The organism is Sphaerisporangium sp. NBC_01403, from assembly GCF_045040145.1.
Taxonomy (GTDB): domain Bacteria; phylum Actinomycetota; class Actinomycetes; order Streptosporangiales; family Streptosporangiaceae; genus Sphaerisporangium; species Sphaerisporangium viridialbum.
This window is the reverse complement of the sequence record NZ_CP109534.1, coordinates 7,833,592-7,847,418: the sequence shown is the minus strand read 5'-3', so window position 1 is coordinate 7,847,418 and position 13,827 is coordinate 7,833,592. Positions and strand designations below refer to the sequence as shown.

11 protein-coding genes and 1 riboswitch are annotated in these 13,827 nt (G+C 68.3%); of the genes, 10 read left to right on the top strand and 1 reads right to left on the bottom strand.

Annotated elements, in window-relative coordinates; all coding sequences use genetic code 11:
- The first annotated feature begins 18 nt into the window (after positions 1 to 18).
- From panC to OG589_RS35175, 4 genes are all read left to right on the top strand, one after another.
- A complete protein-coding gene (panC, locus tag OG589_RS35190) occupies positions 19 to 864 on the top strand; it encodes a pantoate--beta-alanine ligase (protein WP_405152188.1) in 846 nt (281 codons plus the stop codon).
- A gap of 98 nt (positions 865 to 962) precedes the next feature.
- A complete protein-coding gene (locus OG589_RS35185; RefSeq protein WP_405142561.1) occupies positions 963 to 3,569 on the top strand; it encodes an L-aspartate oxidase in 2,607 nt (868 codons plus the stop codon).
- A complete protein-coding gene (locus tag OG589_RS35180) occupies positions 3,569 to 4,351 on the top strand; it encodes a type III pantothenate kinase (protein ID WP_405142559.1) in 783 nt (260 codons plus the stop codon). The genes OG589_RS35185 and OG589_RS35180 overlap by 1 nt, the downstream gene beginning before the upstream one ends.
- A 511-nt stretch (positions 4,352 to 4,862) precedes the next feature.
- On the top strand, positions 4,863 to 5,111 hold the full coding sequence (locus OG589_RS35175) for a LuxR C-terminal-related transcriptional regulator (RefSeq protein WP_363915354.1): 249 nt from the start codon (positions 4,863 to 4,865) through the stop codon (positions 5,109 to 5,111).
- 183 nt (positions 5,112 to 5,294) lie between these two features.
- Here OG589_RS35175 and OG589_RS35170 read toward each other — a convergent pair whose 3' ends face one another.
- Positions 5,295 to 6,227, bottom strand: a complete 933-nt coding sequence (locus tag OG589_RS35170) for an NlpC/P60 family protein (protein ID WP_405142557.1) — start codon at positions 6,225 to 6,227, stop codon at positions 5,295 to 5,297.
- A gap of 152 nt (positions 6,228 to 6,379) precedes the next feature.
- A riboswitch (cyclic di-AMP (ydaO/yuaA leader) is annotated at positions 6,380 to 6,594 on the bottom strand.
- Between the two features lie 370 nt (positions 6,595 to 6,964).
- Between OG589_RS35170 and OG589_RS35165 the strand changes: the two genes are divergently transcribed.
- From OG589_RS35165 to OG589_RS35140, 6 genes are all read left to right on the top strand, one after another.
- Positions 6,965 to 7,510 carry an amino-acid N-acetyltransferase gene (locus tag OG589_RS35165; RefSeq protein ID WP_405142556.1) on the top strand — a complete coding sequence of 182 codons (546 nt, stop codon included), beginning with the start codon at positions 6,965 to 6,967 and terminating at the stop codon, positions 7,508 to 7,510.
- A gap of 239 nt (positions 7,511 to 7,749) precedes the next feature.
- Positions 7,750 to 8,988, top strand: coding sequence for an RDD family protein (locus OG589_RS35160; RefSeq protein WP_405142555.1), 1,239 nt, complete (start codon positions 7,750 to 7,752; stop codon positions 8,986 to 8,988).
- A gap of 339 nt (positions 8,989 to 9,327) precedes the next feature.
- On the top strand, positions 9,328 to 9,975 hold the full coding sequence (locus tag OG589_RS35155) for an RDD family protein (RefSeq protein WP_405142554.1): 648 nt from the start codon (positions 9,328 to 9,330) through the stop codon (positions 9,973 to 9,975).
- Between the two features lie 288 nt (positions 9,976 to 10,263).
- Positions 10,264 to 10,413 (top strand): hypothetical protein, encoded by a 150-nt coding sequence (locus tag OG589_RS35150; protein ID WP_405142553.1) that lies wholly within the window; start codon positions 10,264 to 10,266, stop codon positions 10,411 to 10,413.
- Between the two features lie 119 nt (positions 10,414 to 10,532).
- Entirely contained in the window at positions 10,533 to 10,865 is a 333-nt protein-coding gene (locus tag OG589_RS35145) for an Lsr2 family protein (protein ID WP_405142552.1), read from the top strand.
- A 312-nt stretch (positions 10,866 to 11,177) separates the two neighbouring features.
- Positions 11,178 to 13,727, top strand: a complete 2,550-nt coding sequence (locus tag OG589_RS35140) for an ATP-dependent Clp protease ATP-binding subunit (protein WP_405142551.1) — start codon at positions 11,178 to 11,180, stop codon at positions 13,725 to 13,727.
- Positions 13,728 to 13,827: the final 100 nt, after the last annotated feature.

The window sequence follows — 13,827 nt, the reverse complement described above, 5'->3', positions numbered from 1 at the left end:
GCCGGAGACCGCCCTGAGCTGCTCGCGGCGCGCGCCGCGCTCGGCATCGGCGGCGGGTACGGCGGGGCGGGCGGGGGCACGCTCGCCCTGGTGCCGACCATGGGAGCCCTGCACGAGGGGCACCGCTCGCTGATCCGCCTCGCCCGTGAGCAGGCCGACCACGTGGCGGTCAGCATCTTCGTCAATCCCCTGCAATTCGGCCCCAACGAAGATTTCTCCCGTTATCCCCGTACATTCGACGACGACCTGCGGGTGTGCGCGGCCGAGGGCGTGAGCCTGGTCTTCGCCCCCTCGGCCGACGACATGTACCTGCCCGACCGCCAGGTCGGCGTGTCCTCCGGGCAGATGGGCACGGTGGTCGAGGGCGCCTTCAGGCCGGGGCACTTCGACGGCGTGCTGACCGTCGTGCTCAAGCTCTTCAACCTCGTCCAGCCCGACACCGCCGTCTTCGGCCAGAAGGACGCCCAGCAGCTCGCGATGATCCGCCGGATGGTCACCGACCTCAACCTGCCGATCACGATCACCGGCGCTCCCACGGTCCGCGAGCCGGACGGGCTGGCGCTCTCCAGCCGCAACCGCTACCTGTCGGCGGCCGACCGGGTCACCGCCCGGGCGCTGTCGGCGGCGCTTCGCGAGGGCGCGGGCCAGACCCGGCCCAAGGACATCCTGCACGCCGCGCACGCCGTGCTCGACAAGGCCGCCGAAGCCGATCCGCCGCTGGTGCTCGACTACCTGAGCCTGGTGGACCCCTCGACGTTCACCGCGGTCGCCGAGAACCACAGGGGCGAGGCCGTGCTCGCGGTCGCCGCCAGGGTGGGCACCACCAGGCTGATCGACAACGCCGTCCTGACCCTCGCACCCTGACCCACTTGGAAGGCCCTTTACGGAGACCCTCCCACCCCTTGGTGAGCGTCGTTCGGTCATGCCCTATCGTCATAGTGACGAAATGAGGGGAGCGACCCATGACTCACCCGCCCATCCCACGGCGGCTGACCGCGCCCGAGCCCGGCTGGACCGTCGAGGCCGACGTCGTCGTGGTCGGGTCCGGCATCGCCGGGCTCACCGTGGCACTCCGGTACGCGGAGCTGGCGCCCGGCGCCCGGGTGCTCGTCGTCACCAAGGACGTGCTCTCGGCGGGCTCCACGCGATGGGCGCAGGGCGGCATCGCCGCCGTGCTCGACCCCGACGACTCCTCGGCCGACCACCTCAGCGACACGCTCATCGCCGGGGTCGGCCTCTGCGACGAGCGGGCCGTGCGCACGCTGGTGACGGAGGGACCTGCCGCGCTGCGGCGGCTCATGGACCACGGGGCCCGCTTCGACCGGGAGCCGGACGGCGAGCTGCAACTCACCCGCGAGGGCGGCCACCGTCGTGACCGCATCGTCCACGCGGGCGGGGACGCCACCGGGGCCGAGGTGCAGCGCGCACTGGTCGAGGCGGTGCGGGCGAGCGCGTCCACGGGCGGGGGCATCGAGGTCATCGAGCACGCGCTGGTGCTCGATCTGCTCAAGGACGCCTCCGGGTCCACGTGCGGGATCACGCTGCACGTCATGGGCGAGGGCGCGAGGGACGGCGTGGGCGCGGTGCGGGCGGGCGCCGTCGTGCTCGCCACCGGCGGCATGGGCCAGGTGTACGCCGCGACGACCAACCCCGTGGTGTCCACAGGCGACGGGGTGGCCCTCGCGCTGAGGGCAGGGGCGGTCGTGCGCGACCTGGAGTTCGTACAGTTCCACCCGACTGTCCTGTGGCTTGGAGAAGGGTCCACCGGCCAGCAGCCGCTCATCTCCGAGGCGGTGCGCGGGGAGGGCGCGCTCCTGGTGGACGGAGCGGGCGAGCGGTTCATGACCGGCGTTCACGAGCTCGCGGAGCTCGCCCCTCGCGACGTGGTGGCCAAGGCGATCATGCGGCGGATGCTGGAGACCGGCGCGGGTCACGTGTACCTCGACGCCCGGCACTTCGGCGAGCAGAAGTGGCGCTCGCGCTTCCCGACCATCTACGCGATCTGCCTGGAGCACGGCATCGACCCGGTGCGCGAGCCGATCCCCGTGGCGCCGGCCGCCCACTACGCCAGCGGCGGCGTCCGCACCGACCCGCGCGGCCGTACGAGCGTGGCGGGCCTGTACGCCTGTGGCGAGGTGGCCTGCACGGGCGTGCACGGGGCCAACCGGCTCGCCTCGAACTCTCTGCTCGAAGGGCTCGTCTTCGCCGAGCGCATCGCGGCCGACCTCGCCTCCTTACGGCCCGCTTCGGGCGAGTCCGCACGGCCCGCTTCGGGCGAGCCCGTACGGCCCGGGATGGCTGAGCCGGGCGGGCCGGTCGACGACGGGCGGGCCGCCGGGCTGGTCGACCCCCGGGTGCGTCCGCGCGTCCAGGGGCGGATGAGCTCGGGCGCGGGAGTGCTGCGAAGCGAGCGCAGCCTGTCGGAGGTCGCCCGCGGCCTCCTGGACGCCCGCTGGACCCCTGTGGCCGTCGAGCCGTGCACGGAGGCGTGGGAGGCCACGAACCTCCTGACCGTGGCCACCGCGCTCGTCACGGCGGCCAGGGCGCGGGAGGAGACACGGGGATCGCACTGGCGTGAGGACTTCCCCGAGCGAAATGATGCCTGGTGGCTGGGGCACCTCGACGTGACCCTGACCGAGGAGGGACTTTCCATGACGTACCGGCAGCACGACGAGGACCGCTCGACCATGCTCCCGCACCAGGTCGAGACCGAGCTCGTCGCGGCCGGCCTCTATCCCGCGGCGGTCATGGCGCTGGTCGGCACGGCGATCGCCGAGGACCTAGCGGAGGCGGGCGACGTGACCACTCTCGCCACGATCCCGGCCGACCAGGTGGCCGCCGGTGACGTCGTGGCGCGTGCCGACGGCGTGGTGTCCGGGCTCGCGGTCGCCGAGGCGGTGTTCTCCTTCTCGTCCCGAGGGCGCCTGACCGCCGAGCGCCACGTGAAGGACGGCGAGCGCGTCTCGCGCGGTGATGTGCTGATGACGGTCTCCGGACCGGCTCGCGACCTCCTCACCGCCGAGCGCACCGCGCTCAACCTGCTCACCCATCTGTCCGGCATCGCCACGCTGACCCACCGCTGGGTCCAGGCGGTGGCGGGGACGGCCGCGCGCGTCCGCGACAGCCGCAAGACCCTGCCCGGCCTGCGAGCCCTGGAGAAGTACGCCGTGCGGTGCGGTGGCGGGGTCAATCACCGGATGTCGCTTTCCGACGCGGCCTTGATCAAGGACAATCACGTGGTGGCGGCCGGTGGGGTCGCCGAGGCGTTCCGCGCGGTACGACAGGCCTATCCCGGGCTGCCGATCGAGGTGGAGGTCGACCGCGTCGACCAGCTCGAACCGGTGCTCGCTGAGGGGGCGGAGGAGATCCTGCTGGACAACTTCACCGTGGACGAGCTGGCGCGCGCCGTCCGGCTGGTGGACGGCAGGGCACGCCTTGAGTCCAGCGGAGGACTCACCCTGGAATCCGCCCGTGAAGTGGCGGAAACCGGTGTTGACTACCTTGCTGTCGGTGCGCTGACCCACTCGGCGCCCGCACTCGACATCGCTCTGGACCTTCGGGAGGCTTGATGCTGCTAACGATCGACGTCGGCAACACCCACACCGTGCTCGGCCTGTTCGAAGGCGAGGAGGTCATCGAGCACTGGCGCCTCGCCACCGACGCGCGGCGCACCGCCGACGAGATCGCGGTCGTCCTCCAGGGGCTGCTCGGCCAGAGCCCCCTGCTCAAGGGGGCCGACATCAGCGGCATAGCCATCTGCTCCACGGTCCCCTCCGTGCTCAACGAGATGCGCGAGATGTGCAGGCGCTACTACGGCGACGTCACCGCCGTCATCGTGGAGCCCGGCGTCCGCACCGGGGTGCCGGTGCGCATGGACAACCCCAAGGAGGTCGGCAGCGACCGCATCGTGAACGCGCTCGCCGCCATCACGCTGTACGGCGGGCCGTGCGTGATCGTCGACTTCGGCACGGCGACGTCGTTCGACGCGGTCTCCGCCAAGGGCGAGTACGTCGGCGCGGTGACCGCCCCGGGCATCGAGATCTCGGTGGACGCCCTGGCGGCGGCGGGCGCGCAGCTCCACAAGGTCGAGCTCGTACGGCCGCGCTCGGTGATCGCCAAGAACACCGTCGAGGCGCTCCAGGCCGGCATCATCTACGGCTTCGCCGGCCAGGTGGACGGCATCGTCGAGCGCATGGCGCCCGAGCTCGCCGCCGACCCCGACGACGTGACCGTCGTGGCCACGGGCTCCCTCGCCTCGCTGGTGGTCGACGAGGCCCGCTCCATCGACGTGCACGAGCCGTGGCTCACGCTCATCGGCCTGCGCCTCGTCTACAACCGCAACACGAGCTGAGCCGCACGCCCGTCGCACCGGGTGCCGGACGTGATTGAGATCAAGCGGCGGGCGGAGATCCGTGCGGCCCTCGCCGATTCAGGATGCCAGGGCATGATCGATAATGACAAATCGGTGCCCTGTGGCATGTCTCGTGCCCGGTGCGTCAGTCGGAAAAAGTCTGAAACGACGCATCATTTCAGAGGCTGAATTAGTCGCTGATCTTATATCCGTGCCCGGGGGGCGATCCGGGGGCCGGGGCGGGGGGAACCCGCCATCCACCAGGACCGCGCTCGCGCCTCGCCGGAGGGCTGTGGCCGGGTGCCCACGCTGATCTCGGTCGGTGTCCGGCGAACCTATAGGTTCGCGGACATGTCATGAGTAGTTCACATATGGACTGGTATGTCAATCACGAACGTAACGCGTATCGAGGCCGGCGCTTGACGACCTTTCAAGATGGCGTTTACCGTTCCTGACGGGCGGGCCGAAGCATTCAGTATGTTGCCGAGTTCGTCGTGGGGGAGGACACCCGATGGCGTATCCGGATCTGGTTTCCCGGGAGAATGACATTCCCCCGGGATCAGACGGTGTGGGATTGAGCGACGATGATCTTCTTTTGCTCGCCGAGTTGGCCAAGGGCGTGACGGTCGACAGGGTCGGTCGCCGGCTGGATGTCAGCGGCCGCACGGTGCGGCGGCGCCTCCGGGGCATCTGCGACCGCATCGGCGTCGCCACCGCGATCGAGGCGGTGGCCTGGGCGGCGCGCCGCAGGCTCATCTAGCCGAGGAGGGCACCGTGTGGGGTGGGGGGCACGGCGGGCAGGCCCGAAGCCATTGCCTGCCCGGCGTGCCGCCTCGCCGCTCTCAGGCGTAGCGGACCGGCCTGTTCCGGCGGGTCAGGCTGCTTCGGTAGGTCCGTCTGCTTCTGGGGGTCCGTCAGCTTCTGGAGGGTCTGCTTCTGGAGGTCAGTCGGCGATGCGCACGCCGCCGGCGAACGGCCGGTTGCCCAGCGGGGCCACCCGCACCACGTCACCGGTGTGAGGCGCGTGCACCATCATGCCGCCGCCGATGTAGATGCCCACGTGGTGCAGGTCGCTGTAGAAGAAGACCAGGTCGCCGGGGCGAAGGTCCTCCCGGGACACGTGGGTGCCGGCGGTCCACTGGTCGCCCGTGTAGTGGGGGAGGCTGATGCCGACCTTCTGGTAGGCCCACATGACGAGGCCGGAGCAGTCGAAGGTGGTCGGGCCCGCGGCGCCCCAGACGTACGGCCTGAGCTGCTGGGTCAGCGCCCACTTGGTGGCCTCGGCGGCCTTGCCCTGGCCGGGGATCGGAATGTCGATCTTCGTCGCCCTGCCGAACGACTGGCCCGCCTGGGACAGGGCCCGCTTGAACAGGCTGCTCTCGGTCTTGGCGACCAGGGTGCGGATCTTGTCGCGCTGGGACGCGAGGTCGGTGACGAGCTTCTTGACCTCGACCTCGCGGGCCTTGGCGCTGGCCTTGGCGCGCTCGGCCATGTCCATGGCCTTGGTGATCTGCGAGACCTCCTCGCCCTGCTGAAGCTGGAGGGCGTAGGTCGTGGCCGCGCGGTCGAGGTATCGGGCGGGGTCGCCCGACATGGCGAGCGCGAGCGAGGAGTCGATGCCGCCGGTCATGTAGGCGTCCTGCGCGTACAGCCCGGCCTTGCGGCGCTTCTCCTCCAGATCGGTCTGGCTCTTGGCCAGGGTCTTCTTGGCGAGGTCGGCCGAGCGCTGCGCCTGCTTGAGGCGCTCCTTCTGGCCGTTGTACTGCTCGGTGAGCGACTCGATCTCGTTGTAGAGGTGCTCGACCTGGGTCTTCAGCTGGTTCAGGCTGGGCTTGGGCTCTGCGGTCGCGGCTATCAGAGGCGACCCGAACGTCACGGCCGTCAGGGTGACGGTGACGAGCGCGATACGGCGCGGGAGACGCCGGGGCGCTCCCATTACCGTGCCGAGCCAGGAACGCGGGCTCCGCTCTCGGGAGCGGGCATGCCTGCCCGCGCTCTTTCCAGGCGTGCGCCTAGGCTGCACCAACGAGCTCCTCTCCTCGGCCGCCTACCGGGTTAGCTGACGGGTTCGGGCCGGAGTAGCCCTACCGAGTGCGTGACCATCGTGACCATGGAGGATCGCGATGCCTCCCTCTCGGATTCACCCCAGGGGTGGTGCGCCGGGGGTGTCGCCCCGTCTCTCACCATTGGGTCCCCGGTTCCCCGCCACTTTGGATGTGGCCGGGATTAGGCGGTTTCAGTCACCGTTGCGCGATGACCGACATTGACGCTGGACACTAGTGCAGTCGAGGTTCGTGCTCAACCAGAACTGCGAATTCTGTTGAGGTTTCACAACCAGCGCGTCACGAGAAGATCACGCCTGCTGTGATGCCGCGCCCACGTTACCCTGGCTTTAGGGGTCTTTGGGGCGTACTTGACGCAGAAAGTCGCAGGTCCGCCATCGCATCAGCCATGAAATGTCGACAAGGCCGGTGATTTCGACGCGCTGCACTCGATCGGCTACCGAGCGCGACAGCGGCGAGAGCTGAAGGGGTTTTAGGTCCGTCCGTTATGGCGCGCGACCCCTCAGGACCACGAGAGTTCCGCCGCTACGGCCGGATACGCTGGCCCGTCATGGAGCAGGTCGTGGAGCCCGGACGCGCCGGCAGCACGCTCGTCGTCAGGCGAGCCCGCACTCCGGACGTCCGCACCATCAGGCGACTGGTCGACACCTATTCCGGCGACGGCCCGCGCCTTCTGCGCAAGTCGACCGTCACCCTCTACGAGGACGTCCAGGAGTTCTGGGTCGCCGAGAGCGGCGGGGTGGTGGTGGGCTGTGGCGCGCTCCACGTGCTCTGGGAGGACCTCGCGGAGATCCGCACGGTCGCCGTCGACGTCGGCTGCCGCGGTCTCGGCATCGGCCACATGATCGTGGCCGCGCTGCTGGACACCGCGCGCGAGCTCGGGTTACAGCGGGTCTTCTGCCTGACCTTCGAGGTCGACTTCTTCGCCAAGCATGGATTCGAGGAGGTCCACGGCACTCCGGTGTCTCCGGAGGTGTACGCCGAGTTGCTCGACTCCTACGATGAGGGCGTGGCCGAGTTCCTCGATCTGGAACACGTCAAGCCGAACACTCTCGGTAACACGCGCATGCTTCTGCATTTGATCCCGCGATCTTGACCGCAGGGATGACGCGATGGAAAGGTGACTGTTGATGCCACTGTCGCTACGTTGGGCAACACCACAGCATGTGTGTCTGACATATGCCGCATGCGAAGCCGAAGTGAGGTGACACGGTGAGCACCGGACAGCCGCCGTACCCACGGGACGAACCGGAGGACGATCAGTCGTCATCCGGATCTCCGCAATATGGGCAGCAGCACAACGCCGATCGGCCCGCTCCGGGCGCCGATCCGGAGGTGACGATCGTTCACCGTCCCCAGCCGACATCAGAGAACAGCTACCCCCAGCAGTCCTACGGGCAGCAGCAGCCGTACGGCCAGCAGGGCGGGTACGGGCAGCAGAGCGGCACCGGAGCGTACGGCCAGGGCTACCCCCAGCAGCCTCAGCAGTACGGCCAGCAGGGCCAGCAGCAGGGCCAGCAGGCGTACGGCCAGCACGACTCGCAGCCGAGCTCCGGCCAGGCGTACGGGCAGCAGGGCTACGGCCAGCAGCAGTACGGCCAGCAGGGCGGGTACGGCCAGCAGCCGCAGTACGGCCAGCAGGCCCAGCAGGGCTACGGCCAGCAGCCCGGTTACGACCAGCAGCAGCAGGCGTACGGGCAGCAGCAGTACGGCCAGCAGGGCGGGTACGGTCAGCAGCCGCAGTACGGGCAGCAGGGTCAGCCGGGCTACGGCCAGCAGCCCGGCCAGGAGCAGCAGCAGGCGTACGGCCAGCAGCCCGGCCAGGACCAGCAGCAGGCGTACGGCCAGCAGGCCCAGTACGGGCAGCAGCAGTACGGCCAGCAGCAGGGCTACGGCGACCAGCAATACGGTCAGCCGCAGTACGGGCAGCAGCAGGCCGCCTACGGTCAGCAGCCGCAGTACGGCCAGCAGGGGTACGCCCCGCAGGGCTACGGCCAGCCCGGTTACGCGCAGGGCGGCTACCAGCAGCCGTACGCTCCGGCGGGCGTGCAGCCCCCGGGCGCGCCGGCTCCCCTGGCCGAGTGGTGGCAGCGCCTGGTCGCCCGCATCATCGACGCGGTGATCCTCGGCATCCCGTGGCTGATCATCAGCCTTGCGCTGACGGCGATCATCGTGACCACGCCTAGCTGGGATCCCAACACACAGGTGATCAACCCGGGAGGCGGGGTCTTCCTCGCGTCACTGCTGATCTCGCTGCTCGTCGGCGCCACCTGGATCGCCTACGAGTTCCTGATGCTCAAGCAGCGCGGCCAGACGGTCGGCAAGATCGTGATGGGCATCAAGGTCGTTCCCGTGGGGGGCACGCTCGACGCGGGCGGCCTGGGCACCGACGTGGCGATCAAGCGCGCGGCCGTGCTCTGGGGGCCGCCGCAGCTTCTCCAGTGGGTTCCTGTGGTGTACTGGCTTGGCTCGATCTTCTATCTGGTCAACGTGCTCTGGCAGTTCTGGGACAAGCCGCTCCAGCAGTGCCTGCACGACAAGGCCGCGAACACGATCGTCGTCAAGATCAAGTAAGGCCGGCGAGAGGGCCGGGGGATGTCTCCTCCGGCCCTTTTTCCTGCCCGCGTCCACCTGGAGGTGGTCTGCTCCTGCCGTCGCATTCTGTCCATGGCGCCCCTCGTGTACCGTTCGTGAGACCCTTGGCCGGATCCGTGAGACCCTCAGGCAACCCGTCCGTGAAAATCCCGGGCAAACCGCACCTGAACTCCAGAGCAGCGCTGCTGGAGGTCGTGAACGGCAGGCTCCGGGAACCCCGGTGACCACGTCGGCGATCCGGTAACGGACATACACGTACTTGCGATAGGACCTTGCACGAACCGCAGCTTCCTACGCCTGTCGCGAAAGGTGCTCAGAATGACGGCAGAACCACCCCCCGGTAATCCCTACCAGCCTCCGCCGCCTCCCGGTCAGCCCTACGGCGGTCCCCAGGACGGGGGCTACGGCAACCCCTACGGCGCTCCGCCGCCGTACGGCGCCCCGCAGGGCGCGCCGATTCCTCAGGGAGCCCCCGCCCCGCTCGCCGAGTGGTGGGAGCGCCTCGTCGCCCGGATCATCGACAATGTGATCTTCGGCGTCATCTACGCGATCCTGTCCAGCATCCTGGCGTCGATCTTCCAGCCGTCGGTGGCCGATATCCTCGCGAACCCGGCCCTTTCGACGGGGTCGTACGTGCTCCCGGGCCTCCTGGCGGGGATCATCGCGTTCGCCGCGTATGCGGCCTACGACTATGTGCTGCATTCCAAGGACGGTCAGACCCTCGGGAAGAAGGTCATGAAGATCCGTCTTGCCGCGGTCGGCGGCGGCCCCCTGGATTCGTCCGTGGTGATGAAGCGTTCGGCTATCTTCCCGGGCGTGATGGTTCTCTACGGCATTCCCTTCCTCGGGTGGCTCTCGTCCATCTTCGTCCTCGTGCTGGGCGTGCTAATCCTCGTCGACAAGCCGCTACAGCAGGGGCTGCACGACAAGCTCGCGGGCACCGTTGTCGTCAAGGCACCACGCTGAGATCAGCTTTATGGGCGGGGCGGTCGCACTGCGACCGCCCCGCCCGTGTTTTCAGGGGATCACCTTTCCTGGGGCATCCGGTAAGACGGCTGGAGAGACGGAGAATGCTCTGGAACGGTCCTTGGGCCGCTATGGACCGCCGCCCCGCAACCCGCGCTGACCTCCTGTGGGGATAGAGTCGGATCCTGACTCCTCGATCAGCCAACCGTGGTACAGACTCAGGGAGTCTCGTGTGACAATTAACGTGGGGCCCCGGTGAATGCCACCCCCCGCGTGGAGCGAGGATCAATGAACGATGTATTGTCCGCGTTGATACCACCAGCGGTAGTCGCCGCGGTGGTCATCATCGGCGTCGTGAAGCTGATGCGTTCCGAAGCGGAGGGCAGGCGGCGGGAGGCGGAAGCCTCCGGGAAGTCGTCAGAGGCTTCTTCCGACTGACCCCGGAGGTCTGGCGGCGTGTTCCCCGTGAATCCACAGGTTCCTTGAATTGTCAGCCAGGGTTACCGGGTATATGTTTAGCTGGCGAATCGAACAATGCTCTGCGAAAGGATTGCCAGATGGCCACGCAGATCCAGAAGATACTCATCGACGACCTCGATGGTGGCGAGGCCAATGAGACTGTCACCTTCGCGATTGATGGCTCCGCTTACGAGATTGACCTGAGCGGCGACAACGCCAAGAAGCTGCGCGAGGCGCTGTCCTCTTTCGTCTCCGGAGCCCGTAGGGCCGAGGGCGCCTCCACGCGCGGTCGTAAGCGCGGTGGCGGCCAGCGTCCGTCCCGGGAAAAGAGCTCGGAGATCCGCGCGTGGGCCAAGGCCCACGGGATCTCCGTGAGTGAGCGCGGTCGTATTGCCTCCTCCGTGGTGGAGCAGTACGAAGCGGCACACTGACGAGCCCTTTGTGATCACTCGGCTATGACGGCGCCGGCTCATCAATCGCCGTCATAGCCGCATGATCGTGTTATCCGAGCGTGATCGTCCGGCGTGGGGCCGAGGGGTTCACGTAAATCGGCGAAGTTAAACGTCGTTCGCTTGCGGCGTAGCGGGAACATGTGACCCCCCAACAGTAGTTGGATGGAGCGTGAACGCCCTGCTCTCGGGGAACGTCTCCTGTATTGAGCGGTCACCGGTCGGGGCTAGCATGCGGATGCGGCGGGCCCGGATATCCCGAGCTGCCTGACCGCTCTGTGAGGGAGCGACGAGATGTTCGAAAGGTTCACTGACCGCGCACGGCGGGTTGTCGTCCTGGCCCAAGAAGAGGCCCGGATGCTCAACCACAACTACATCGGCACTGAGCACATTCTTCTTGGCTTGATCCATGAGGGCGAAGGCGTGGCAGCCAAGGCACTTGAGAGCCTGGGCATCAGTCTTGAGGGTGTGCGCCAGCAGGTCGAGGAGATCATCGGCCAGGGGCAGTCGGCGCCGTCGGGGCACATTCCTTTCACCCCGCGCGCCAAGAAGGTCCTTGAGCTGTCGCTCCGCGAGGCCTTGCAGCTGGGTCACAACTACATCGGCACCGAGCACATCCTCCTCGGCCTCATCCGTGAGGGCGAGGGCGTGGCCGCTCAGGTGCTGGTGAAGCTTGGCGCCGACCTCAACCGCGTCCGGCAGCAGGTCATCCAGTTGCTCCACGGCTACCAGGGCAAGGAGCCCGCGGCGGCCGGTGGCCCGCAGGAGTCGGCTCCGTCGACCTCGCTTGTGCTGGACCAGTTTGGCCGCAACCTGACCCAGGCCGCCCGCGAGGGCAAGCTCGACCCGGTGATCGGGCGCGACAAGGAGATCGAGCGGGTCATGCAGGTCCTGTCCCGCAGGACCAAGAACAACCCCGTCCTGGTCGGCGAGCCCGGCGTCGGCAAGACCGCCGTTGTCGAGGGCCTGTCCCAGAAGATCGTCAAGGGCGAGGTGCCCGAGACCCTCAAGGACAAGCAGCTCTACACCCTCGACCTGGGCGCGCTGGTCGCCGGTTCCCGCTACCGCGGTGACTTCGAGGAGCGCCTGAAGAAGGTGCTCAAGGAGATCCGCACGCGCGGCGACATCATCCTGTTCATCGACGAGCTCCACACGCTGGTCGGTGCGGGTGCCGCCGAGGGCGCGATCGACGCCGCCAGCATCCTGAAGCCGATGCTGGCCCGGGGCGAGCTGCAGACCATCGGCGCGACCACGCTCGATGAGTACCGCAAGCACCTCGAGAAGGACGCCGCGCTGGAGCGCCGGTTCCAGCCGATCCAGGTGGCCGAGCCCTCGCTCAGCCACACGATCGAGATCCTCAAGGGTCTGCGCGACCGCTACGAGGCCCACCACCGCGTGACGATCACCGACGCGGCCCTGGTGGCGGCGGCCCAGCTGGCCGACCGCTACATCAGCGACCGCTTCCTGCCGGACAAGGCGATCGACCTCATCGACGAGGCCGGCTCGCGCATGCGCATCCGCCGCATGACCGCGCCGCCGGACCTCCGCGAGTTCGACGAGAAGATCGCCCAGGTGCGCCGCGACAAGGAGTCCGCGATCGACGCGCAGGACTTCGAGAAGGCGGCGGCCCTCCGCGACCAGGAGAAGCAGCTCCAGCTCAAGCGCGACAGGCGCGAGAAGGAGTGGAAGGCCGGCGACATGGACGTCGTCGCCGAGGTCACCGAGGAGCTCATCGCCGAGGTCCTCGCGACGGCCACCGGCATCCCGGTCTTCAAGCTGACCGAGGAGGAGTCGCAGCGCCTGCTCCGCATGGAGGACGAGCTGCACAAGCGCATCATCGGTCAGGACGACGCCATCAAGGGTCTGTCCCGGGCGATCCGCCGCACGCGCGCCGGTCTGAAGGACCCGCGCCGTCCGGGTGGTTCGTTCATCTTCGCCGGCCCGTCCGGCGTCGGTAAGACCGAGCTGTCCAAGGCGCTCGCCGAGTTCCTCTTCGGGGACGAAGACGCGCTGATCATGCTGGACATGTCCGAGTTCATGGAGAAGCACACCGTCTCCCGGCTGTTCGGCTCCCCTCCCGGCTACGTCGGGTACGAAGAGGGCGGCCAGCTGACCGAGAAGGTGCGGCGCAAGCCGTTCTCCGTGGTCCTGTTCGACGAGATCGAGAAGGCCCACCCGGACATCTTCAACTCGCTGCTGCAGATCCTGGAAGACGGTCGCCTGACCGACGCCCAGGGGCGGGTCGTCGACTTCAAGAACACCGTCATCATCATGACGACCAACCTCGGCACCCGTGACATCTCCAAGGGCATCGGGGTCGGGTTCGCGAAGTCCAACGACGTCGAGGGCAACTACGACCGGATGAAGTCCAAGGTCCAGGAGGAGCTCAAGCAGCACTTCCGGCCCGAGTTCCTCAACCGTGTCGACGACACCGTGGTCTTCCACCAGCTCACGCCGGCCGAGATCATCAAGATCGTCGATCTGATGCTCGCGCAGGTGGACGCGCGTCTGAAGGACCGCGACATGAGCATGGAGCTCACGCCGGAGGCCAAGCAGCTGCTGGCCGAGCGTGGCTACGACCCGGTCCTCGGCGCCCGTCCGCTCCGCCGCACCATCCAGCGTGAGCTGGAGGACTCGCTGTCGGAGAAGATCCTGTACGGCGACCTGCGTCCCGGTCAGGTCGTCAAGATCGCGATCGAGGGCGAGGGCGACGAGGCCAAGTTCACCTTCGTCGGTGAGCAGAAGGCGCAGCCCGAGATCCCGGACTCCGCGGCGGCCATCGTCGAGGACGCCGGCACCCGAGCCGGCGCCTCTGCCGGACCGGCGGACCGCACGCGGCCGTAAGGATCACGCGGCCGTAAGGATCGCACGCGGTCGTAGACCGCATCCGGTCGGCGGGGTCAGGCGGTCGTCATGACCGCCCCGGTCGGCCGGCAGGTCGAAT